Origin of the sequence: Actinomycetospora soli (assembly GCF_021026295.1) — a bacterium.
GTDB classification, from domain to species: Bacteria; Actinomycetota; Actinomycetes; order Mycobacteriales; family Pseudonocardiaceae; genus Actinomycetospora; species Actinomycetospora soli.
This window is the reverse complement of sequence record NZ_JAJNDA010000017.1, coordinates 44,435-64,819: the sequence shown is the minus strand read 5'-3', so window position 1 is coordinate 64,819 and position 20,385 is coordinate 44,435. Positions and strand designations below refer to the sequence as shown.

At 75.8% G+C, this 20,385-nt stretch carries 20 protein-coding genes and 1 pseudogene; 13 read left to right on the top strand and 8 right to left on the bottom strand.

From position 1 onward, the window contains the following. The 4 genes from LN037_RS23960 to LN037_RS23945 all read left to right on the top strand — a co-directional run bounded on the left by LN037_RS23960 (position 1) and on the right by LN037_RS23945 (position 5,624). Positions 1–1,218 carry an acyltransferase family protein gene (locus LN037_RS23960; RefSeq protein ID WP_230758079.1) on the top strand — a complete coding sequence of 406 codons (1,218 nt, stop codon included), beginning with the start codon at positions 1–3 and terminating at the stop codon, positions 1,216–1,218. A gap of 142 nt (positions 1,219–1,360) precedes the next feature. Next, positions 1,361–2,680, top strand: a complete 1,320-nt coding sequence (locus LN037_RS23955) for a hypothetical protein (RefSeq protein WP_230758077.1) — start codon at positions 1,361–1,363, stop codon at positions 2,678–2,680. 70 nt (positions 2,681–2,750) lie between these two features. Further along, entirely contained in the window at positions 2,751–4,076 is a 1,326-nt protein-coding gene (locus LN037_RS23950) for a serine/threonine-protein kinase (protein WP_230758074.1), read from the top strand. 162 nt (positions 4,077–4,238) lie between these two features. Then, on the top strand, positions 4,239–5,624 hold the full coding sequence (locus LN037_RS23945) for a hypothetical protein (protein WP_230758069.1): 1,386 nt from the start codon (positions 4,239–4,241) through the stop codon (positions 5,622–5,624). Here the strand turns inward: LN037_RS23945 and LN037_RS23940 are convergent. Continuing rightward, complete coding sequence (locus tag LN037_RS23940) at positions 5,594–6,199, bottom strand: hypothetical protein (RefSeq protein ID WP_230758067.1); 606 nt, start codon at positions 6,197–6,199, stop codon at positions 5,594–5,596. The genes LN037_RS23945 and LN037_RS23940 overlap by 31 nt on opposite strands. A gap of 154 nt (positions 6,200–6,353) precedes the next feature. On the opposite strand from LN037_RS23940, the gene LN037_RS23935 reads away from it, so the two are divergent. Continuing rightward, a complete protein-coding gene (locus tag LN037_RS23935) occupies positions 6,354–7,709 on the top strand; it encodes a UDP-glucose dehydrogenase family protein (protein ID WP_230758066.1) in 1,356 nt (451 codons plus the stop codon). Positions 7,710–7,721: 12 nt separating this feature from the next. Here the strand turns inward: LN037_RS23935 and LN037_RS23930 are convergent, their stop codons facing one another. Beyond that, positions 7,722–8,588: an NAD(P)H-binding protein gene (locus LN037_RS23930; RefSeq protein ID WP_230758060.1), complete on the bottom strand. Its 867-nt coding sequence runs from the start codon at positions 8,586–8,588 to the stop codon at positions 7,722–7,724. 83 nt (positions 8,589–8,671) lie between these two features. Here LN037_RS23930 and LN037_RS23925 point away from each other — a divergent pair, with 83 nt between their 5' ends. Next, the gene (locus LN037_RS23925; RefSeq protein WP_230758057.1) at positions 8,672–9,349 is read left to right on the top strand and encodes a TetR/AcrR family transcriptional regulator; all 678 of its coding nucleotides are present in this window, start codon (positions 8,672–8,674) and stop codon (positions 9,347–9,349) included. Positions 9,350–9,461: 112 nt separating this feature from the next. Here the strand turns inward: LN037_RS23925 and LN037_RS23920 are convergent. Beyond that, positions 9,462–10,232, bottom strand: a pseudogene (locus LN037_RS23920) (helix-turn-helix transcriptional regulator); the annotation flags it as partial. Between the two features lie 50 nt (positions 10,233–10,282). Here LN037_RS23920 and LN037_RS23915 point away from each other — a divergent pair. Next, a complete protein-coding gene (locus LN037_RS23915) occupies positions 10,283–10,699 on the top strand; it encodes a DUF2000 domain-containing protein (protein ID WP_230758056.1) in 417 nt (138 codons plus the stop codon). Positions 10,700–10,707: 8 nt separating this feature from the next. On the opposite strand, the gene LN037_RS23910 is transcribed toward LN037_RS23915, so the two are convergent. Then, entirely contained in the window at positions 10,708–11,565 is an 858-nt protein-coding gene (locus tag LN037_RS23910; protein WP_230758054.1) for an adenylate/guanylate cyclase domain-containing protein, read from the bottom strand. After that, positions 11,562–12,182 carry a TetR/AcrR family transcriptional regulator gene (locus LN037_RS23905; RefSeq protein ID WP_230758052.1) on the bottom strand — a complete coding sequence of 207 codons (621 nt, stop codon included), beginning with the start codon at positions 12,180–12,182 and terminating at the stop codon, positions 11,562–11,564. Before LN037_RS23905 ends, LN037_RS23910 begins: the two co-directional genes overlap by 4 nt. A gap of 138 nt (positions 12,183–12,320) precedes the next feature. Between LN037_RS23905 and LN037_RS23900 the strand changes: the two genes are divergently transcribed. Continuing rightward, positions 12,321–13,892 carry a class I adenylate-forming enzyme family protein gene (locus LN037_RS23900; protein WP_230758050.1) on the top strand — a complete coding sequence of 524 codons (1,572 nt, stop codon included), beginning with the start codon at positions 12,321–12,323 and terminating at the stop codon, positions 13,890–13,892. 180 nt (positions 13,893–14,072) lie between these two features. Continuing rightward, positions 14,073–14,369, top strand: a complete 297-nt coding sequence (locus tag LN037_RS23895) for a hypothetical protein (RefSeq protein ID WP_230758048.1) — start codon at positions 14,073–14,075, stop codon at positions 14,367–14,369. Positions 14,370–14,445: 76 nt separating this feature from the next. On the opposite strand, the gene LN037_RS23890 is transcribed toward LN037_RS23895, so the two are convergent. Further along, a complete protein-coding gene (locus LN037_RS23890) occupies positions 14,446–15,273 on the bottom strand; it encodes a DUF1707 SHOCT-like domain-containing protein (protein WP_230758043.1) in 828 nt (275 codons plus the stop codon). A 202-nt stretch (positions 15,274–15,475) separates the two neighbouring features. On the opposite strand from LN037_RS23890, the gene LN037_RS23885 reads away from it, so the two are divergent. The 3 genes from LN037_RS23885 to LN037_RS23875 all read left to right on the top strand — a co-directional run bounded on the left by LN037_RS23885 (position 15,476) and on the right by LN037_RS23875 (position 17,226). Further along, positions 15,476–15,952, top strand: a complete 477-nt coding sequence (locus LN037_RS23885; protein ID WP_230758039.1) for an SRPBCC family protein — start codon at positions 15,476–15,478, stop codon at positions 15,950–15,952. Positions 15,953–15,979: 27 nt separating this feature from the next. Continuing rightward, on the top strand, positions 15,980–16,741 hold the full coding sequence (locus LN037_RS33840) for a DUF1990 family protein (RefSeq protein WP_230758035.1): 762 nt from the start codon (positions 15,980–15,982) through the stop codon (positions 16,739–16,741). 158 nt (positions 16,742–16,899) lie between these two features. Then, positions 16,900–17,226: a hypothetical protein gene (locus tag LN037_RS23875; RefSeq protein ID WP_230758034.1), complete on the top strand. Its 327-nt coding sequence runs from the start codon at positions 16,900–16,902 to the stop codon at positions 17,224–17,226. A gap of 7 nt (positions 17,227–17,233) precedes the next feature. Here the strand turns inward: LN037_RS23875 and tatC are convergent, their stop codons facing one another. Beyond that, entirely contained in the window at positions 17,234–18,232 is a 999-nt protein-coding gene (gene tatC, locus LN037_RS23870) for a twin-arginine translocase subunit TatC (protein WP_372460520.1), read from the bottom strand. A 24-nt stretch (positions 18,233–18,256) separates the two neighbouring features. Then, entirely contained in the window at positions 18,257–19,339 is a 1,083-nt protein-coding gene (locus LN037_RS23865; protein WP_230758029.1) for an endonuclease/exonuclease/phosphatase family protein, read from the bottom strand. A gap of 123 nt (positions 19,340–19,462) precedes the next feature. Between LN037_RS23865 and LN037_RS23860 the strand changes: the two genes are divergently transcribed. Continuing rightward, positions 19,463–20,233: a hypothetical protein gene (locus tag LN037_RS23860; protein ID WP_230758028.1), complete on the top strand. Its 771-nt coding sequence runs from the start codon at positions 19,463–19,465 to the stop codon at positions 20,231–20,233. The last annotated feature ends 152 nt before the right edge of the window (positions 20,234–20,385 follow it).

Sequence of the window (20,385 nt, the reverse complement as noted above, 5' to 3'; positions counted from 1 at the left end):
ATGCCCGAGCAACCCCGCCCCGCCGTCGCGAAGGCACCGACCGGACTCATCCCGAGTCTCGTCGGCATCCGCGGCTACCTCTCGCTCGTCGTGGTGGCCGTCCACGTCGCGCCGTTCGCGGTCGCCCTGGTCCCGGCGACGGCCGCGTTCTTCCTGCCGGTCTGGCACCACGGCTACGTCGCGCTGGACCTGTTCTTCGTGCTCTCGGGCTTCGTCATCAGCTCGGGCTACGCGCGCACGTTCGCGCGCTGGCCGGGCCGGGCGACCTTCGGGAAGTTCCTGTGGGCGCGCCTGTCACGCTTCTACCCGGTGCACCTCGCGGTGCTGGCCGCGATGGTGTTCGCGGTCCTGGCCTCGCGGGCGATCGGCCGGGAGATCCCGCACGGCGGCAACCTGACCTGGGACCTCCTGCGCCAGATCACGCTGACCTCGGGCTGGGGCGGCGCGCACGCCCTGACCTGGAACGGGCCCGTCTGGTCGCTGTCCGCGGAGTGGGCCTGCTACCTGGTGCTCCCGCTGCTGCTGCCCCTGGTCCAGCGGCTGCGCACCCCCGCCGCCTGTCTCGTCGGCTACCTCGTGGCCTGCTCGATCCCGCTCGTCCTCTACTCGATCATCGGGTTCGACGACGGGACGATCACCTACGGGATGCCGCTGCCGCGGGCCTTCGGCGGCTTCCTCGCCGGCGCCGCGCTCTACCAGCTCACGACCGTCTCCGACCGCATCCCCGCCTGGCTGGGCCGCGTGACCGGGCCGCTCGTCGCCGTGGCGTTCCTCGCGATCGTCGTCGCCTCGAACCTCGGCTGGTCGACGATGTTCGCGCTGCCGGTCGTCGGGCTCGTCGTGCCGGCGCTGGCGCAGCGGCGCGGGGCGGTCGACCGCTTCCTCTCGACGAAGGTCTCGCTCGTCGGGGGCGAGTACAGCGTGGCGCTCTTCCTCGTGCACGTGCCGTGGATCCTCGCGGCGTCGCTGCTGATCAACCCGCGCACCTTCCCCGGACCCGTGTGGGGCACCGTCGGGATCCTCGCGTTGGTGCTCGGGGCGTTCGTCCTCGCGTGGCTGGCGTACGTGCTCATCGAGCGGCCCGCCCAGAAGTGGATGCGGCGGCTCGTCAAGCGGGCTCCCGGAGCGCCGGCGAAGCCGGTCGAGGAGCGGGTCGAGGCCGCCGTCGAGCACGCCGACCCCGCGGCGAGCGGCCGGAGTACCGGGAACCCTCGGTGAGGTCCGGGTCCGCGCGACGGGCCCGAATTCTTCCCGAACAGAGCAACCGAGTCTCGATCGTGACCTGAATCCGTGCTCGGCGTACACCAATCGAGTGACAGTCTGACGCGCCCGCGTCCGGCTGTCCCCGATCGGAGTCTCCGTGCCGAGTGCTCTCCGTCTGCTCCCCGCCGCGATCGTCCTCGCGCTCGTGGTGTCCGTCGCCCTCCCCACCGGGCGCGCCCAGGCCGCGGAGGGGCCCGCGTGGGGGTTCGTCGCGTCCACCTGCACCGAGTCCTCGGTGGCGGCGAACCGGGCTTACGGCCTCGCGGTCGTCGAGGTCGAGGCCTACTGGGACCGGTACATGCCCGCCCGGGCCGGGGCCGTCGACGCCGCCTACGTGGCCGACCTGCGCGCCCGGATCACCCGGTGCCTCGACGCCGGGCTGCGGGTGGTCCTCGGCCCGGGGATGCAGTACCCGCCGGCGTGGGTGCAGGCGCTGTCCGGCTCGAAGCTGGTGGACCAGCGCGGGCGGACGCCGGCCACCGGGGCGCTCGACACGGTCTTCTCCGCCACCGTGCGGGCCGCGCAGACCGACTACCTGAAGCGGCTGGTCACCGACCTGCCGTCGAGCCGGATCGAGGCGATCCGGCTGGGCACGAGCACCGCGGGCGAGATCGGCTACCCGGGGCCGAACGCCGCGGGCGACGGCTTCCTGCAGAGCTGGTGGGCCTTCTCCCCGGCCGCGCAGCAGGGGACCGGCCTCGCCCCCGGCGCGTCCCGGACCCCCATGCCCGGCTGGGTGCCCGGGCAACGCACGTGGCAGGGGCGCACCGTGACCGCGGCCGCGGCCCGGTCCTGGTTCCTCTGGTACTCCCGGGCCCTGACGACGGCGGTCAAGGCCCAGCACGACGCGCTGCGGGCCGCCCGGTACGCGGGCCAGGTGCACCTGCCCGCGCCGGGCAAGGGCGTGCTGCCCGCGGACCTGACCGCCGCCACGAACGCGCTGCTGAACGGCACCGGCGACCGCGACGGCTCGCTCGGGCGCGGGCTCAACTACCCCGACCAGTTCGGCGTGCTGGCGGGGAGCACCTCGAAGCTCGTCGTCGCCCTCACCGGGATCGACGACGGGACGGCCGTCCTCGCCCGGCGCCAGTCGCCGCCGCAGGACGCCTGCCAGGACGGCGACGCGGCGGCGAGCGCCGCCACGGGCACGCCGGTGCACCTGTGGTCCAACCAGCGCTTCGCCCGCGCCCAGGCCACCCGGGCCAACCTGCCGGCCGTGGGGGAGAACCCCGGTCCGCCGGCGCCCGAGACCGGCGGCACGTCCTACTCCGACTCCCTCGCCGACCAGATCGCCCGGTCGCCCGGCTACGCCCGCGGCTGCCGGCTCGCCGCCCTCCTCGTCGCGTTCGAGTGGGCGATGGACGACCCGCGGTGGGGCGTGACCCGCGACGACTACCGCCGGGCCGTCCTCGGCTGAGGTCACCGGTCCGGGCGGTTTCGGTCCCCGTTCCCGACGACGGGTGGGGCCGGTCGGCCAGGCTGCTGCGGTGACGACCCCCGGGCGCCCGCCGCTCCGCGCGCTCGTGGTGCTGCTGGCGCTCGTCGCCTCCTGCGGGGCCGCCCCGGCGGGACCCGGACCGGCCGTCCCCGCCCGGGCCGAGCCGGCCTGGGGCGTCGTGGACTCCACCTGTGCGCCGGAGCGCCTGGCCGCCCGGCCGGCGCGGGTGGACGTCGCGGTGGTGGAGGCGCACTGGGACCGGCTCGAGCCCACGGCCGACGCGACGGACGCCGGGTACGCGGCCGGGCTCCGCGCGACCGTGCAGCGCTGCCTCGACGCCGGCGTGCGGGTGGTCCTCGGCAGCGGGCTGCAGTACCCGCCGGCGTGGGTCCGGGCCCTGCCCGACGCCGCCGTCCGCGACCAGGCCGGGCGGACCCCCACCAACGGCGCGGTCGACACCGTGTTCTCCGCCGCCGTGGCGGACGCCGCCGACGGCTACCTGCGCCGGCTCGTGGCCGCCGTGCCCGCCGACCGGCTCGTCGGCATCCGCGTCGGCACCTCGACCGCGGGCGAGTTCGGTCATCCCGGCCCGGAGGCGTCCGGGGGCGCGTTCGACAGCTGGTGGGCCTTCGGGCCGGCACCGCAGCACGGGCAGGGGCTCGCGCCGGGGCAGGTCCCGTCGCCGCTCCCGGACTGGATCCCGGGGCAGCGCACCTGGCAGGGCCGCGCGGTGACGCCGGCCGACGCCCGGGCGTGGTTCGACTGGTACTCCGGCGCGCTGGTGCGGGCCGTGGCCGACCGGGCGCGCTCGCTGCGCGAGGCCGGCTACCGCGGGCCGGTGCACGTCCCGGCCGCGGGGCGCGGCGTGCTGCCGGCCGCGCTCGACGCCGCGGTGGCGGTCGTGCTCGACACGGCGGTCCGCGACGGCGCGCTCCGGCGCGGGCTCGATTACGTCGGCGACCTCCCGGCGCTGGCGGCCACCGTGCCGGGCGCGGTCGTCGACATCACGGGGCTCGACGACGCCACCGCCGTCCGGGCGCGCCGGCTCTCCCCGCCGCAGGACCGGTGCACGCCCGGCGACGCCGCGCGGCTCGTCGGCGGCGACCCGTCGCTCGACGACTGGCCGAACCAGCGCGTCACCGCCGCGGCCGCCGCCCGCGCGGGCCTCCCGACGGTGGGCGAGAACCCCGGCCCGCCCGGCCCGACGACGGGTGGCACGGCGGATTCCGACAGCGAGGCCGACCAGCTCCGGTACGCCGTGTCCTACGCGCGCGGCTGCGGCCTGTCGGCGTTCCTGCTCGCCTTCGAGGACGACCTGTACACCGACCGCAGCGGCCTCACCCCGGCCGACTACGAGGCCGCGATCCGCGGCTGAGGTGCGGGCCGGGGCGGGCGGGCCGACGGACGAGACTGCTCCGAGCAGGGGATTCACGCTCGGAGCAGCTCCTGGGCCGTTGGCGTGGAAACGCTGCGCCGTCCGAACGACGCGGGCGGCGAGCTGTGCCATCCGGCCCCGGACGAGGCGATGCCAGGGGACGTGTCCGTCCTCCTGCGCCCCAGGCGCCTCGTCCGTCCCTTCAGCCCCGTCCGTCACGTCCGCCATGTCCGCCACGTCCGCGCGGTCGTCGTCCTGCTCGCCGTGCTCGCCCTCTCCATCGTCGGCCTGCGTCCGGCGTACGCCGCCACCGACCCCGCCTGGGGCGTCATGGCCTCGGGCTGCACGTCCTCCGACATCACCGCCAACCGCGCCGCCGGCATCACGCTCGTCGAGGTCGAGGCCTACTGGGACCGCTGGCTCCCGACCTCCGCCACGGCCGAGAGCACCGACTACGTGAACGACCTCGCCGCGCGCGTCACCGCCTGCCTCGACGCCGGCATCCGCGTCGTCCTCGGGACCGGCACGCAGTACCCGCCGTCGTGGGTGCGGCAGCTCGCCGGGGCCACCTTCGTCGACCAGCGCGGCAACACCCCGAACACCGGCGCGGTCGACACCGTCTTCTCCGCCGCGGCGCGCGGTGCCCAGAACGACTACCTGCGCCGCATCGTCGCGAAGCTGCCGGTGTCGCGCCTCGACGGCATCCGGGTGGGCACGAGCACGGCGGGCGAGATCGGCTTCCCGGGACCGAACGAGTCGGGCACCGGCTTCCTGCAGAGCTTCTGGGCCTACGGCGCCGACGCCCAGCAGGGCACCGGGCTCGCCGCGGGAACGCCGAGGACGCCGATGCCGGGCTGGATCCCGGGCGCGAGGACCTGGAACGGGAAGGCCGTCACCGCGTCGGCCGTCCAGAACTGGTTCCTCTGGTACGAGCGCTCCCTGGTCTACGCGATCAAGGACCAGGCCGACACGCTGCGCACCGCCGGGTACACCGGCGCCGTCCACGTGCCGTCGCCCGGCAAGGGCGTGCTGCCCGCCGACCTGACGGCCGCGACGAACGCCCTGCTGAACGGGACCGGGGACCGCGACGGCTCGCTGGGGCGGGGCCTCTACTACGTCGACCAGTTCCCGGTGCTGGCCGGCAACGTCGCGAGCACCGTCGTGATCGACCTGACCGGGGTCGACGACGCCACCGCCGTCACCGCCCGCGGTCTGAGCCCCGCACAGGACATGTGCCAGGCCACCGACGCGACCACCAGCGTCCAGACCGCCACCAACGTCGCGGCCTGGTCGAACCTGCGCTTCGCCCGCGCCCAGGTCGCCCGCGCCGGGCTCGCCGCCGTCGGGGAGAACCCCGGTCCGCCCGCCGCGCAGACCGGCGGGACCGCGAACTCCGACTCGGAGGCCGAGCAGATCCGCCGCAGCCCCGGCTACGCCCGCGGGTGCGCGCTCGCCGCGTTCTTCCTGGCCTTCGAGGACGTGCTCGACGACCCGTCGTCGGGCTCGGACCGGCAGGACTACGTCGACGCCGTCACCGGGACGGGCTGACCGGGTCGCCGGGTGCCGTACCGCCCCCACACCACGCCGCCGGTGCCGTCGCGCACGGCGGCGGTCCCGACCACGACCGCGCCGAGCCCCAGGAGGGCGTGCACGGCGTCCCAGCGGTCGTGGTCGGGCCCGTGCAGGACGATCACCAGCCCCTCCCGGGCGGCGCGCACCGGGTCGTCGCCGGCCCGCAGGTCGAGGCGCACGGTGGGGCCGGGGCACCGGCCGCCGAGGCGGTCGGCGAGCGTGCGGTGCGGGTCGGGACCGTCGCCCGCCCCGCGCGCCGCGGTGAGGGCGCGCGCCGTCGCGCCGCGTCGCGGGTCGCCGGACGCGGTGGTCACGAGGCCCCCGAACTGCACGACGGCGGGCCGCAGCGGCCCGTCGCGGTCGAGGCGGCGGACCGCCTCGACGGTCGCGACGCCGCCTGACGCGGCGACCAGTCCGATCGTCGCGGTGCCGTCCTCCCCGGGCACGTGGACCGCGGCGAACCGGCCGGTCAGGCCGGACCCGCGCCAGACCCGCTCGGCGTCGGTGAGCTCGACGGCCGGGGCGCGTCCGGGGGTGAGCGTGGCGGTCACGGCGGGACTCCGGGGTCGGGGGCCGAGGGTGGCGGTGACCGTACAGACGGGACGAATCGGACACCAGGGGTGTGCAGATCGTCGCGACCGTCCGCTCACCCACCGTGATCTGGCAGCGTGAGCCCCGAACCGATCCCGAGGAAGGGTGTCTGGGGTGTTCGCACGGCGGGTCATGGTGGTGGGGACGGGCTACGTCGGGCTGACGACGGGGGCGTGTCTGGCGTCGTTGGGTCACGAGGTGGTGTGCGCCGACATCGACGCGGCGAAGGTGGAGCGGCTGCGGCGCGGTGTGGTGGACATCGTGGAGCCGGGGCTGGCGGAGCTGGTCGCGGAGCAGACCTCGGCGGGTCGGTTGACGTTCGTGGTCGGCGCGGGGGCGGCGCTGGGCTCGTTCGAGGACTCCCGGCCGGCGGAGGTGCTGTTCCTCTGTGTCCCGACGCCGATGGGCGCGGGCGGGGTGGCCGACCTGCGCGCGGTGGAGTCGGTGATCGAGGAGGTCGGCGCCGAGCTGGCGGCGGGCACGGTGGTGGTGAACAAGTCGACGGTGCCGGTGGGCACGGCGGCGCGCACCGCGGAGCTGCTCGAGCGGACCGACGTGGCGGTGGTGTCGAACCCGGAGTTCCTGCGCGAGGGGTCGGCGGTCAAGGACTTCCTGGGACCGGACCGGATCGTGGTGGGCTCGGACAACCAGGACGCGGCGGAGCGGGTGGCGGCGCTGTACGCGCGGCTCGGCGCTCCGACGGTGCTGACGGACGCGGCGTCGGCGGAGCTGATGAAGTACGCGGCGAACTGCTTCCTGGCGATGAAGCTGTCGTACGTGAACGCGATGGCCGAGCTGTGCGAGCGGGTCGGGGCGGACATCTCGGACGTGACCGAGGGGATCGGGTACGACCGGCGGATCGGGCAGGCGTTCCTGTCGCCGGGCCCGGGCTGGGGCGGGTCGTGCCTGCCGAAGGACACGCACGCGCTGCTGCAGGTGGCGGACTCGGCGGACTTCGAGTTCCGGTTGCTGCGGGCGACGATCGACACGAACACCCGTCAGCGGCAGCGGATCGTGGACAAGGTGCGGCTGGCGGTGACCGGGAAGCGCACGGGGTCGCTGTCGCGGGTGCGGCTGGCGCTGCTGGGGTTGACGTTCAAGGCCGGCACCGACGACCTGCGGGACTCCCCGGCGTTGGCGATCGCGGCGCTGCTGCGCCAGGCCGGGGCGGAGCTGGTGGGGTTCGACCCGGCGTTCGTCGAGGGGAAGGACGGTGCGGCGCCGCCGACCGAGATCGACGGGGTGCCGCTGGCGGCCGATGCGGTGTCCGCGGCGCAGGGCGCGGAGGCGGTGCTGGTGCTCACCGAGTGGCCGATGTTCCGCACGCTGGACTGGTCGGTGATCGCGTCGGCGGTGAAGCGCCCGATCGTGATCGACACCCGCAACATCGTCGACCCGGCCACCCTGCGCCGCGCCGGCCTCACCGCCGTCGGCCTCGGTCGCCGCGGGGACGGGGACGTCGCGGAGTAGACGACGTCGGCATCACGACCCGCTGGGCACCAGGGACGCCCGGAGCACGTCCGCGATCGGCGTGGCCGGACGGCCGACCAGGTCGGCGAGCGTCGGGTCGGCCGGCGCGAAGTCGCCGCGGGCGGCGGCGGGGAAGAAGCCGAGCAGCAGGTCGGCCGCGGCCGCCGGGACGCCCCGGCCGACGAGGAGATCCCGGTACTCCGCCGGCTCCACCACGACGCGGCGCACCGCGCGACCGGTGAGCTCGCCGACCGTCGTCGCCACCTGCTCGAGGTCCACCGCCTCGGGGCCGGTGAGCGGGGCGGTCGGCCCGTCCGGGGCGCCGTCGACGAGCAGTCGGGCGGTCGCCGCCGCCAGGTCCTCGCGGGTGGTCCACGCGACCGGCCCGTCCTCGGGGAGGCGCAGCTCGCCCGTGCTCGCCGCGTCGGCGAGCAGCATCGGGACGGTGTTCGCGTAGAAGCCGTTGCGCAGCGAGGTCCAGGCGGTGCCGCAGGTCGCGAGGATCTCCTCGGTGGCGGCGTGGTCGACCGCCGCCGCGAACGACGAGTCGGCGCGGGCTCCCTGGTGCGCGGTGTAGAGCACCCGACCCGCGCCCGCGGCCACGGCCGCCCCGATCGCCGCGCGGTGCTGCGCGAGCGCCTCGGGACCGAGGGTGTTCGCGCTGACGACCAGCACCTGGTCGGCCCCGACGAACGCGTCGGCGAGCGTGTCGGGCGCGGTGAAGTCCCCGCGCCGGACGCGGACGCCCCGGTCGGACAGGTCCCGGGCCTTCTCCGGGTCGCGGACGCTGACCCCGACCCGTCCGGGCGGCACGAGCTCGAGCAGGCGGTCCACGACGAGGCGGCCCAGGACGCCGGTGGCGCCGGTGACGACGATCATGACGATCTCCTATCAGTGGTAGCGCCAAGACGCTAACACCGGAAACGGATCGTCGCTAACGCCCGGCTGTTATCGTCGTTCTCGTGGAGCCCCGGGAGCGCATCGTCGACGCCGCGGCGCGATTGCTCGAGTCCGAGGGCGAGGAGGCCCTGTCGACGCGGGCGGTCAGCGCCGCCGCCGGGGTGCAGGCGCCGACGATCTACCGGCTCTTCGGGGACAAGCAGGGGCTGCTCGACGCGGTCGTCACGCGGGGGTTCTCCGACTACCTCGCCGAGAAGTCGGTGCGCCCCCCGTCCGACGACCCGGTCGCCGACCTGCACGCCGGCTGGGACCTGCACGTCGGGCTCGCCCTCGAGCGGCCCGCGCTCTACCGCCTCATGTACGCGCGCCCGCGGGCCGCGGGGTCCTCGCCGGCGGCGCGGGCGGCGTTCGCCGAGCTCGCCGCGCTGATCCACCGCATCGCCGTCGCCGGGCGGCTGCGCGTCCCGGAGGAACGGGCGATCGGGATGGTCCACGCCGCGGGCTCGGGGGTCGCGCTCTCGCTCGTCGCGGTGCCGCCGGAGGAGCGCGACGACGGGCTGTCCCGCGCCGCCTGCGAGGCGGTCGTCGCGGCGATCACCACGGAGGAGGCGTTCCCGACGACGGGTCCGGTCGCCTCCGCGGTCGCGCTCCGCGCCGCGGTGGACGACCTGGACGCGCTCACGCCGACGGAGCGGGCGCTGCTGGGGGAGTGGCTGGACCGGGTCGCGCGGGGGGCGTGAGGCGGACCCCGGCCCGTCGAGGCCCGTCGAGGCCCGCCGGCACGAGCGAACGGCCCGTTCGCGCGGTCTCCGTGCGCGAGGGTGTCGTCCGCTCGGACCGGGGCGCGCCGACGAAGCGCCCCGGCGGCACGCCGAGCAGGCGACGGAAGTGCCGCGTCAGGTGTGCCTGGTCGTGCAAGCCCGCCTCGACCGCGACGCGGGCGGCGGGCAGACCGGCCAGCAGCAGGCGGCGCGCGACCTCCACGCGGCGCCCGACGAGGTAGCGGTGCGGTGGCAGGCCGAACTCGGCGGAGAAGGCCTTGACCAGGTGGTTCGGGGTCACCTGCAGCTGCGCGGCGGCGTCGTCGAGGGTCAGGCCGTCGACGACGTGCGCGTCCAGCAGGTCGCGCAGGCCGGCGGCCGTGCGCGGGTCCCGCACCGGCCCGACGTCGGGAACGCCTCCGTCGAGGTGCGCGGTCAGCCGCGCCGTCACCAGGGCGAGCCCGGAGCTCGCCGCGAGCTCGTCGCCCGGGTGCTCGAGCACCCCGTGCAGCCGGTCCACGGCGCCGCGCAGGGCGTCGTCGACGACGGCGGGCCGGTCGACGGCGCGGCCGACCAGGGTCTCGGGGAGCGCGGAGAGGTAGAGGACCCGCTTGCGGAAGCCGCCCGGGGTCGCCGCCCGTCCGTCGTGCGCCACCCCGGGCGGCAGCAGCGTCACCGCGCGGCCGAGGGCGCCGTGCTCGGCGCGGTCGAGGTCGTAGCGGACGGCGCCGTCGTCGACGACGAGCAGGGTCCAGGTCGCGTGCGTGTGCCGCGGGTAGGCGTGCTCGACGAACCGGGCGTGGAAGACCTCCTCGATGCCGGGCACGCCCGGGTCCCACGCCCGCACCTGCTCCGGACCCACCCCAGGAACGTACAAGAACCGCGGGGCCGGCTCGGTCGATCGTGGACCCCATGAGCAGCCGCTACGAGACGAAGATCGTGATCGTCCTCCGGGACGACCTCGCCGGATGGCAGCGCAGCAACGTCGTCGCGTTCCTCGCCAGCGGGATCGCGGCGACGGTGCCCGAGCTGATCGGGGAGCCCTACAGCGATGCCGACGGCACCGCCTACGCGCCGATGTTCGGTCAGCCCGTGGTGGTGCTGGAGGGCGACGCCGACACCGTGCGGGCCGCGCACCGGCGCGCGGTCGACCGCGGGCTGCGGGTCCCGGTGTTCACCGCCGACCTGTTCGCCACCGGCGGCGACGAGGAGAACCGCGCGGCGGTCGCCGCCGTGCCGCGGGAGGAGCTGGACCTGGTCGGGGTGGCCGTGCACGCGCCGCGCAACGCCGCCGACAAGATCACGAAGGGCGCGCGGATGAGCGGGTGACCACCCGCTCAGCCCTGCGCCGGCTCGACGGCGTAGACCTCCAGCGCGTCCGGGACGCCCTTGAGATGGAGGCGCCGCCGCCGGCGGGCCGACACCGTCCGCGCGTCCAGCCGACCGAGGAAGTCGCCGCTGACCAGGACCTCGTCGGCCCGGGCGGCGTCCCCGAGCCGGGCCGCGACGTTCACCGCCACGCCCAGGTAGTCCCCGCCGACCCGGCGCGGTCGCCCGACGTGCAGACCCGCCCGCATCCGGGGCGACCAGCCGTCGACGCGCAGCGCCGCGAGCCGCCGTCGGGCCTCGAACACCGCGTCGAGGGCGCCGCGCGGGTCGGCGAAGGCGACCATCAGTCCGTCGCCGAGCCGCTTGACGACGGTGCCCGCGCGCTCGGTCATGGGCGGCTCCCACACCTCGCCGACCTGGCGCAGGACGCGGAGCACCTCGTCGTCGCCCGCCTCGAGCGACCACCGGGAGAACTCGACGAGGTCGGTGAAGACGAGCACCACCTCGTGCTCCCCGCCGCCGCGGCCGAGACGTTCGAGGAGCGACTGCCAGACCTGCACGCCGCCGAGCCCGAGTTCCCGCACCACCCCGGGCCGGTCGCCCGTGAGCCCCACAATCGCCCGCCCCGCGGCCTCGGTGTGCCGGGCCCCGCCCAGCGAGAGCGGGTCGCCGAAGTGCGCGTCGCCGGGCAACGTCTCCCGCAGCCGCTTCACCGCACGTTGCAGGGCCGGTGAGCGGTCCAGCTCGCGGGCCCGGGCCGCGCCGCGCACGGCCGCGATCCGGAAGCGCTCGGCCCGCGACGGTGCCGAGCCGTCGTCCCGGGCCGACGCCGACCCGTCGTCGGGAAGATCGAGATCCCCGGTCACCGCAGCAGCCCCTCGAACACCTGGCGGTCCACCGCCTCGACGAGGTCCGCCGTCGGCATGCGGCCCGGCCGGTACCACTCGATGAGCGAGTTGACCGTCCCCGAGAGCAGGCGGGCCGCGACGACGGGGTCGACGTCGTCGCGCACGGCGGCGACGAGGCCCGCGATCGTCTGGTCGAACTCGCGCCGGCGGGCCAGCGCCCAGCGCTCGGTCTCGGTGTTGCCGCGCAGCCGCAGCAGCAGCGTCACGTACGGCAGCTCCGTGACCAGCACCTCCACCTGCCGACGGACGATGTGGCGCAGGCGGTCGACCGGTTCCCCGGAGACGGCCCCGGGCTCGGCCAGGACGCCGAAGAGCCCGTCGAGCGCGCGGTCCAGCGCCGCCCGCAGCAGCGCCTCCTTGCCGGAGACGTGGTGGTAGAAGGACGACTTCGTGATCCCGGCGGCGCGGGAGAGGTCCTCCATGCTGGTCGCGTCGTAGCCGCGCTCGTTGAACGCCCGGGCCGCGACCTCGACCAACGAGGCGAGCGTGTACGGCTCGGTGTGCCCGGACCGACGGCCGGGTCGGCTCACCCGCCCCGGTCCGTCGCCCCGCTCGGGCCGCCCGTCACTGGTCATGATCCTCGGGACCCTAGCGTCGTGCGGCCGGATGGTTGACGCTGTCCGCCGGGACGGGTGTCGGCGGTCACCCGCCGCTGCTATCGTCCAGTCCGACCGAACGATCGTTCGGCGACGACGCGCTCCCGGGGAGAGGCCATGACGACGACCACGGGCGCGCCCCTGCTCGCCCCGGCCGGCGACCACCGCAACGCCACCCGCACGATCGGCGCCCCGCTGGCCCGGGCCCTCGCCGTCGCGCCGGACGCGACCGCCGTGACGTGCGCCGGGGTGGAGTTCACCTACGCCGAGCTCGGCGCGCGGGTGCGCCGCCTGATCGGGGCCCTGGCCGACCTCGGGCTGGAGCGCGGCGACCGCGTCGCGGTGCTGGGCGCGAACGGCCATCGCTACCTCGAGCTCTACCTCGCCGTGCCCGCCGCGGGCCTCGTGATCGTCCCGCTGAACACGCGGCACTCCGACCCGGAGCGTGTCTACGCGGTCGCCGACTCCGGGGCCCGGGTGCTGATCACCGACCGGGCCGTCGCGGGCCTGGACGACGACGTCCGGGTCGTGGGCCTGGACGACGAGTACGACCGGCTCCTCGCCGACGCCACCGAGACCTCGATCCCGGACGGGGACGACGCGCCGGCCGAGCACGACCTCGCCGGCATCTTCTACACCGGCGGGACCACGGGCGCGGCCAAGGGCGTGATGCTGACCCACGGCAACCTCGTCGCGAACGCCTTCCACTTCATGGCGTGCTGGCCGTTCACCGAGGACACGCGGTTCATGATCGTGGCGCCGATGTTCCACGCCGCGGGCACGATCGGCGCGCTCGCCACGATCTGGGCCGCCGGCACGCAGGTGATCGTCCCGGCGTTCACGCCGGCCGGGGTGCTCGACGTGGTCGAGTCCGAGGGGGTCACCGCGACCCTCGTGGTGCCGACGATGATGGACGCGCTCGCCGTCGAGCAGCGCGAGCGCCCGCGCGACGTGTCGTCGCTGCGCTGGCTCTCGCACGGCTCGTCCCCGGCGGCCCGCGAGCTGCTGCGCCGGACGCACGCGACGTTCCCCGCCGCGTCGATGCTGCACATCTACGGGCTCACCGAGACCTCGCCGATCGTCACGCTGCACCCCGACGAGCAGGTGCGCCTCGACTCGCCGCGGGCGATGTCGTGCGGGCGGCCCGCCGTCGGGGTGGAGGTGCGGATCGAGGACCCGGTCGAGCGCACCACGCTGCCGAGCGGTCAGGTCGGCGAGGTCGCGATCCGCGGCGCGAACGTGACCCCGGGCTACTGGAACAAGCCCGAGGAGACCGCGAAGGTCCTCGACGGCGGGTGGTTCCGCTCCGGCGACCTCGGCTACCTCGACGACGCGGGCTACCTGTTCCTCGTCGACCGCGCCAAGGACATGATCGTCTCCGGGGGCGAGAACGTGTACTCCGCCGAGGTGGAGAACGCGCTGTACTCGCATCCGGCGGTCGTCGAGGCGGCGGTCTTCGGCATCCCCGACGACCGCTTCGGCGAGGCCGTGCACGCGACGGTCCAGATCCGCGCGGCGGTCACCGCCGACGAGCTCGTCGCCCACTGCCGGCTGACGATCGCCGGCTACAAGGTGCCGCGCACCGTGGAGCTGCGCGAGGACCCGCTGCCCAAGTCCGGGGCCGGGAAGATCCTCAAGCGGAACCTCCGCGACGCGGTCTGGGAGGGCAGGGAGAGCCGGCTCGTGTGAGTCGTCGTGACGGTCACGACTACTCCCGGGACGACGTCCCGTGGGTCGGTCGGTACTCCTCCCCGTCCCGGGACTACTCGTCCGGCGCCGACGACCTTCTGCGCCCGGGGCGCTCTCCCTGGCGTCGGTTGCGACCCGCCGGGGCACGACGGCCCGGGCGAGGAGACCCCGGAGGACGACGTGCACGACGACCGCCACCACCCGTACCCGCAGCCCCCGCACGCCCCGCACTACGTGGTGGCCGCGCCGATGGCCCGTCCGGTGGGGCCGGACGGTGGCGGCGTGATGTACGTCAACGGGGTGCCCCAGCCGTTGAGCCGGCGCAGCTCCCGCGTCGTGATCGCGGCGATCGTCTTCGCCACCTGCGTCGTCCCGTTGATCATCATCGCGGCGGTGATGGTCATGATGCCGGACGTGGACGGCATGGTCGACGACGCGACGCGGAGCGTCCCCTCCCTCACCGTCCCGGCCCGCTGACCGCACCCGGCACCCGGACGACGACGGGCCCGGCCCCCCTCGGGGGACCGGGCCCGTTCCTCGTGCGCGGGGATCGTCAGGGCTCGTGGGGGTGGACGGCGAGCACCGTGCCGTCGGGCCTCGCCGCCACGTGGCCGCTCTCGGAGTACGCGTTGGAGGCGTAGAGCCGCACCGTCGTCCCCTCCTCGGGATCGGTGTCGACGGCGAGGTAGCGGGAGTCGGCGTCCCGGACCCCGACGCTGCGGTCGACCCCGGCGAGCAGGGCGAGCAGCGGCCGCGGGTCGACGCCCGCGAGGTCCACCGCCGGGTCCTCCGGGTCGAGGGTGGTCGCGTCCGGCGTGCCGACCCCGCCGCGGTAGGAGACGCGGTGCGCCCGCGCGGGCTCACCCGGCACCGGCAGCTCCAGCACCGCGTAGCCCGGGTAGAGGACGAGGTCGTACACCTGCGCCGAGCCGCGGGCGGCGACGAGGTCGTCGACCATGCGCCGCCAGCCCGCCTCCGAGTGCAGGTCCACGGGGGCCACCACGCGGGCGCCCGGCGCCGTGCCGCCCGACGGCGACGGGACGCCGTGGTCCGCGGCCCGGCGGACGAACGCGGACCCGACGAGGGTCAGGGCGCCGACGACCGCGAGCACCACGAGGACCACGACGAGCGCGACCGCGGCGTCGGCGGGCGAGCGCCGACGCGGCGGCCGGGCCGCTGCGGGCGGGGGATCGGGCCGTGGTCCGCGCTGCAGGTCCGCGACGAGCGCGGACAGCTCCCCGACGGACCGGGCGCGCAGGGCCGCCGCGGTGCGCTCCCGGTGCTCGGAGCCGTCGATCTGCCCCTCGGCGAAGGCGACGTCCAGGTGGTCGCAGGTGGCGGTCCGGTCGCTGTCCCGCGCGCGGGTGCGTGTCGTGGTCATGTCCGGCGACGCTAGGGGCGCGACCGGCGCCGGCGGGCCGTCGCGGACGCGGTCGAGTAGCCGGCCGGGGCGGTCGAGTAGTCCCGCGCCGGCTACTCCCCGGTCACCGTGGTGAGGCGTCGACCACCCCGGGCGCCGTTCCGATCGGCCGGATCCGTCTCTACAGTCCCCGGGGGAGCGGACCACGACGAGGAGGCCCCGCGTGCACCAGCACCTCGAGGTGCGGATCGGCGCCTGCCCGGACTACGTCTGGGCCGTGCTGACCGACGTCGCCCGCTGGCCGGACTGGTCGTCCTCGCTGCGGGCCGTGGAGCCCTTCGACGGCGGCCCGCTCGTCGTCGGCGGCGGGGTGCGGGTACGTCAGCGCCACCTCCCCGACCGGGAGTGGCGCGTCACCGAGCTCCGCCCGCACCGCGGGTTCACCTGGCGGGGCACCGGGCTGGGCTCGGCGTCGTCGTTCCGGGTGCGGCTGGGCCGGTCCGCGCAGGGCCGGGGCACCGACGTCGTGGTCGACCTCGACCGCTCGGGGTGGATGGGCAGCGTCGTCGGCGCGATGACCGGCGCGACCTCCGCGGCCCACCTCGAGGAGCTGCTCGAGGGCCTGCGGCGCCGCTGCGAGGCCGGGCAGTGTGCCCCCGCCGCGGTCGGTGTGGCGAGCGAGGCACGTCGGCGCGACTGAAGCGGGTACACCCCCCGGGTGCGACTGGTGCCCGGCCCCCGTCAGGTCGCCCGTGAGGCGCGGATGCTCACCGCGGCGCCCCTCGGGCTGCTCGCGCTCGGCCGGATCTGGGCCCTGCCCGGGGTCCGGGTCGACCACCGTGAGGAGGCGGGGGACCCGGAGACCGACGCCCCGCCGGCGCTGCCCTCGCCGGGGCCGCGCGACCAGACCCTGTTCGACGGGCACGGGCCGATGCTGCACCGCGTCTTCACCGTCCACGTCCCCGACGCCCACCTCGGCCCGCGGGAACTCGTCGCCGTGCTGGTGGCGGACATCAACGCCGCGATGATCCCGGGTGCCGCCCGCTTCGACCGCGTCACCGGCTCCGCCCACGCGCTGACGGTCGGCGACGAGTACGTGGTGCGCATCCCGGGACCGTGGGACGGGCCGGTCCGCGTGGTCGACCGCACCGACGAGGTGCGGCGCTCGTCGTTCCGGCTCGCGACCCTCGCCGGGCACGTGGAGGCCGGGCAGATCGAGTTCGCGGCCGAGGGGGCCGGGGACGAGCCGGGCGGCGACCGCACCCTGCAGTTCACCATCACCACCTGGGCGCGCGCCGGCGACCTCGTCGCCGACCTGGTCTACAACCGCCTGCGGCTCGCGAAGAACCTCCAGTTCCAGCTCTGGGTGCACTGCTGCGTCCGCGCGGCGGAGCTGGCCGGGGGCGAGCCGGAGGGCGGCGTCGAGGTCGTCACCCGCACCGTGCCCTGGTCCGACGAGGTCGCCGAGAAATTCTCCGCGGCCGGGTAACACCCCTGCCGTCCGGAACGACGTCACAGGTGGCCCCGGCGGGCCGCGGGACCCCCGACCTCGCGGCTCACCGGGGCCGTCGTCGTTCCCCGTCCGCATCCGGACGTCCTCGGCGCGCCTGCGCGGGGTGACCCGGAGGTCGACCTAGCCTCGTCCGGGTGTCCTCCGGTCGAGTCCGCGTCCCCGTTCCGGGCGCCGTCGTCGGCGTCGTCATCGCGCTCTGCGCCGTCCTGCTGCTCAAGTGGCTGGCGATCGTGGCCCTGGTCGGGTGGGGGCTGACCCTGCTCGTGCGCTGGGCATGGCGCCGCCACCGCGGCACGCCGGCGCCGCCGCTCGACGCGGGCCTGGACCTGCTGCTGCCCGCGCCGCGCGCGGAGCAGGGCCCGGCCCCCGCGTCCGAGGACTGCACCTGGTGCGGCCTCGTCGGCGGGCACCGCGACCTGCGGGGCCGCCTCGTCCGCCCGCGGCACGCGCACGCGGCCTGAGGCGGTCCTACGTCACGTCGTCGTAGTCGCTTCCCGACGGCGGATCGGTGCGGGTCGGGGCGGGTGCGGCCGTGCGGGCGGGCTCCAGCGCCGTGGGCGCGACCGGCGCCGAGGCCGTGACGGTGCCGGCCGAGGCTCCGGCGGAGGCCATCGGCGACGGACCGGCCTCGTCGTCGGCCAGGCCCTGCCAGGGCGAGGCCTTCGCGGCCCGGCGGTCGTGGAAGCGGCAGACCTGCGCGGCGATCTCGAACAGCACCGTGAGCGACACGCCGAGGGCGAGCATCGAGAACGGGTCCTGGCCGGGGGTGACCACGGCGGCGAAGACGAAGATCGCGAAGATCAGCCCGCGGCGCCAGGCCTTGATCGTCTCGTACGGGAAGATGCCGACCCGGTTCAGCATGATCATCAGCAGGGGCAGCTCGAAGCTCACCCCGAAGATCACGAGCAGGGTGATGAGCAGGCTGAAGTAGTCGTCGCCGCGCAGCGCGGTGATCTGGATGCCGCCGCCGACGGTGACCAGGAAGTACAGCGCCTTGGTGAGCACCAGGTAGGCCATCACCGCACCGCCGACGAACAGCAGCGTGCCGACGCCGATGAAGACCCGCGCGAACTTCCGCTCGTGCGCGTGCAGGCCCGGCGTGATGAACCCCCACAGCTGCGAGAGCCAGACCGGGCTGGACAGCACCACGCCCGCGGCCACGCCGACCTTGATGAGCAGCGTCAGCTGCTCGAACGGGGCGAAGGCGACGAGCTGGCAGCGGTTCGGGTCGCCGAGGGTCAGCCGCGCGCCGGGCGGCAGGGCGCAGTAGGGCTCGGTGAGCAGCTGGCCGAGCGAGGGCAGCCCGAAGACGCGGAACTGGTACCAGAGGACCCCGATGATCGTGCCGAGCAGGATCGCGATGACCCCGATCATCAGCCGACGGCGCAGCTCGTGGATGTGCTCGAGCAGCGTCATCGTGCCGTCGGGGTTGCCGGCGCGCGGCCGCAGCCAGCGGGGGACGTGCATCCACGACGGTCGTGCCACGGCCGATCAGCCTACGGGCGCCGTGTGTACCCCCGGTGACCCGGCACCGGCGGGCACGAGGCTCAGCCGCACCAGCAGGCCGCGGTGGTCGCTGCCCGGCAGGTCGAGCACCTCGGACGTCCGGGGGTACGGCCCACTGCCGTCCGGAGCAGGACGGGTCAGCACGTGGTCGATCTGCGTGCCCAGCCAGCGGGGGACGGCACTGTTCCACGTGCCGACGAGCGAGCCGCCGGTCGCCGTGCCCGCGTCCGTGCAGCCCGCGGTGCCGGCGCGGAAGGCGGAGTGGTCGGGCGACGCGTTGAGATCGCCCACCACCATCGCCGGGCCGGGCGCGGAGCACCAGCGCTGCAGCATCTCGAGCTCGCCGGGCCAGTAGGCGATCCACTGCGGCACCACCGAGACGAGGTGCACGGCGACGAGCCGGGTGGGACCCAGCAGGCCGCCGGTCACCTCCGCCCACGGGTAGCGGGTGTCGCCGTCGAGGCGCCGCGCGGTCACGTCGCCCGCCCGCGGGGAGCTGGCCACGACGATGCCGCGGACCTCGGCGGCCGACGGCGGCACGTTGGTCCAGGTGCGCCAGCCCGGGAGCAGCCCGGCCAGCGCCCGCCGCATCCGGTCACCGGCCTCGGGCAGCACCACCAGGTCCGCGCCCGCGCCCAGCGCGGTGGCCGCGATCGCGCGCGGGTCGGCGTGCCCCTCGAAGGAGTTGAGCTCCAGGACGGTGAGCGGGGTGCCGCCCGGGGGCGGGCCCGGCTCCGGGACGGCCCGCGGCACCACGATCGCCACCGCCAGGACGGCCACCGCGAGCGGCGGGGCGAGCAGGGGCCACCACCGCGGCCGCAGGGCGAGCAGGCCCACGCCGACGACCCACGTCGCGACGGCGAGCGGCAGGCGCAGCGCCGCGAACACGGCGAAGGGCAGCACGCGGTCGATCCCGAGCAGGTCGGGCAGGAGGACGAGCACCGCCGTCACGAGCGCGGCCGCCGCGCCGAGCAGGAGCCGGGTGCGGCCGGTCCGCGCCCGGTCCCCGGGCGGGGCGGCGGGACGGCTGGACCGCTCGGACAGGGGTGGCCGGGCGGTCGTGGGCATCGTCGTCGAGCCTAGAGAAGGAACGTCCGGTGCCCGTGAGACGACACAACTGTGCAGAACCGTGGTGATCGGACACCACGATCGGGTAATGCTGGACTCCCGGTGGGGAGGAGGAACGGCACGGTGGGCGATCGACGAGCGGCGGCGGAGGTCTTCCCCCTGCCCGACGGCATCGACTGGCACGGCGTGGGCCGCAGCGACGCGGACTCCGTGGAGCTCAAGATGCTGCTGACGCTCGACGGCCGACCGGTGCCCACCGAGAGCGGCCGGCGGCGCGGCGCCCGGCGCGTCTACCTGCTCGACACCCCCGAGCTCGACCTCTGCGGTGCCGGCGTGCACGTCCGGGTCCGCCGCCGGGGGCCCCGGCGGTACGACCTCGTGGTCCGTGTCCGCGACTCCGACCGGGTCACCGGTCGGCGCGGCCCGCAGGAGGCCCGCGTCGAGCTCGACGTGCTGCCCGGGAACCTGCTGCGCACCACCGAGCTGCGACGCACCCTCGACCCCGACCTCGCGGCCGGCTGCTTCGAGGCCGGCGACCCGCCCGCGTGCCTGCTCTCCGGAGCCCAGCGGCGCTGGTTGGAGACCCTGCTGCCCGAGGGGCTGTCGGCGACCCTGCTCGACGACCTCGTCCTGCACGGCCCGCTCACCACCCACCGCTACCGCGTGCCGCGGGCGCGGTTCGCCGTCGGCCGGGCGTTCCTGGAGCACTGCCGCTACCCGAGCGGGCTGGAGCTGCGCGAGCTGTCGGTCAAGTGCCGACCGGCCGACGCGCCCCGGGCGGCCGTCGCCATGGCCCGGTTCCTCGCCGACCACAGCATCGAGGTGGCACGGGGCCACCGCACGAAGACCGCCCTGTGGATCGAGGAGATCCGGGAGGCCGCCGACCCGGGCTGATCGCCCGCGACCGACCGCTCGGCGATCGCCGAGCAGCATCCTGAGAGGCCTCCGGGCCCGTCGGGCGCCCCCACGGCGGAGCGGTTGCTCCGGACGGACGAGGGCCCCGACCGGCGGGCGCGCGACGAACGCCCGTGGTCGCGACGATCTCG

Bases quoted from the DNA above. Each gene is read 5' to 3' on its own strand.
- LN037_RS23865 (WP_230758029.1), bottom strand. From the start codon at position 19,339: ATGCCCACGACCGCCCGGCCACCCCTGTCCGAGCGGTCCAGCCGTCCC.
- tatC (WP_372460520.1), bottom strand. From the start codon at position 18,232: ATGCACGTCCCCCGCTGGCTGCGGCCGCGCGCCGGCAACCCCGACGGC.
- LN037_RS23915 (WP_230758056.1), top strand. From the start codon at position 10,283: ATGAGCAGCCGCTACGAGACGAAGATCGTGATCGTCCTCCGGGACGAC.
- LN037_RS23890 (WP_230758043.1), bottom strand. From the start codon at position 15,273: ATGACCACGACACGCACCCGCGCGCGGGACAGCGACCGGACCGCCACC.
- LN037_RS23930 (WP_230758060.1), bottom strand. From the start codon at position 8,588: ATGATCGTCGTCACCGGCGCCACCGGCGTCCTGGGCCGCCTCGTCGTG.
- LN037_RS23900 (WP_230758050.1), top strand. From the start codon at position 12,321: ATGACGACGACCACGGGCGCGCCCCTGCTCGCCCCGGCCGGCGACCAC.
- LN037_RS23960 (WP_230758079.1), top strand. From the start codon at position 1: ATGCCCGAGCAACCCCGCCCCGCCGTCGCGAAGGCACCGACCGGACTC.
- LN037_RS23905 (WP_230758052.1), bottom strand. From the start codon at position 12,182: ATGACCAGTGACGGGCGGCCCGAGCGGGGCGACGGACCGGGGCGGGTG.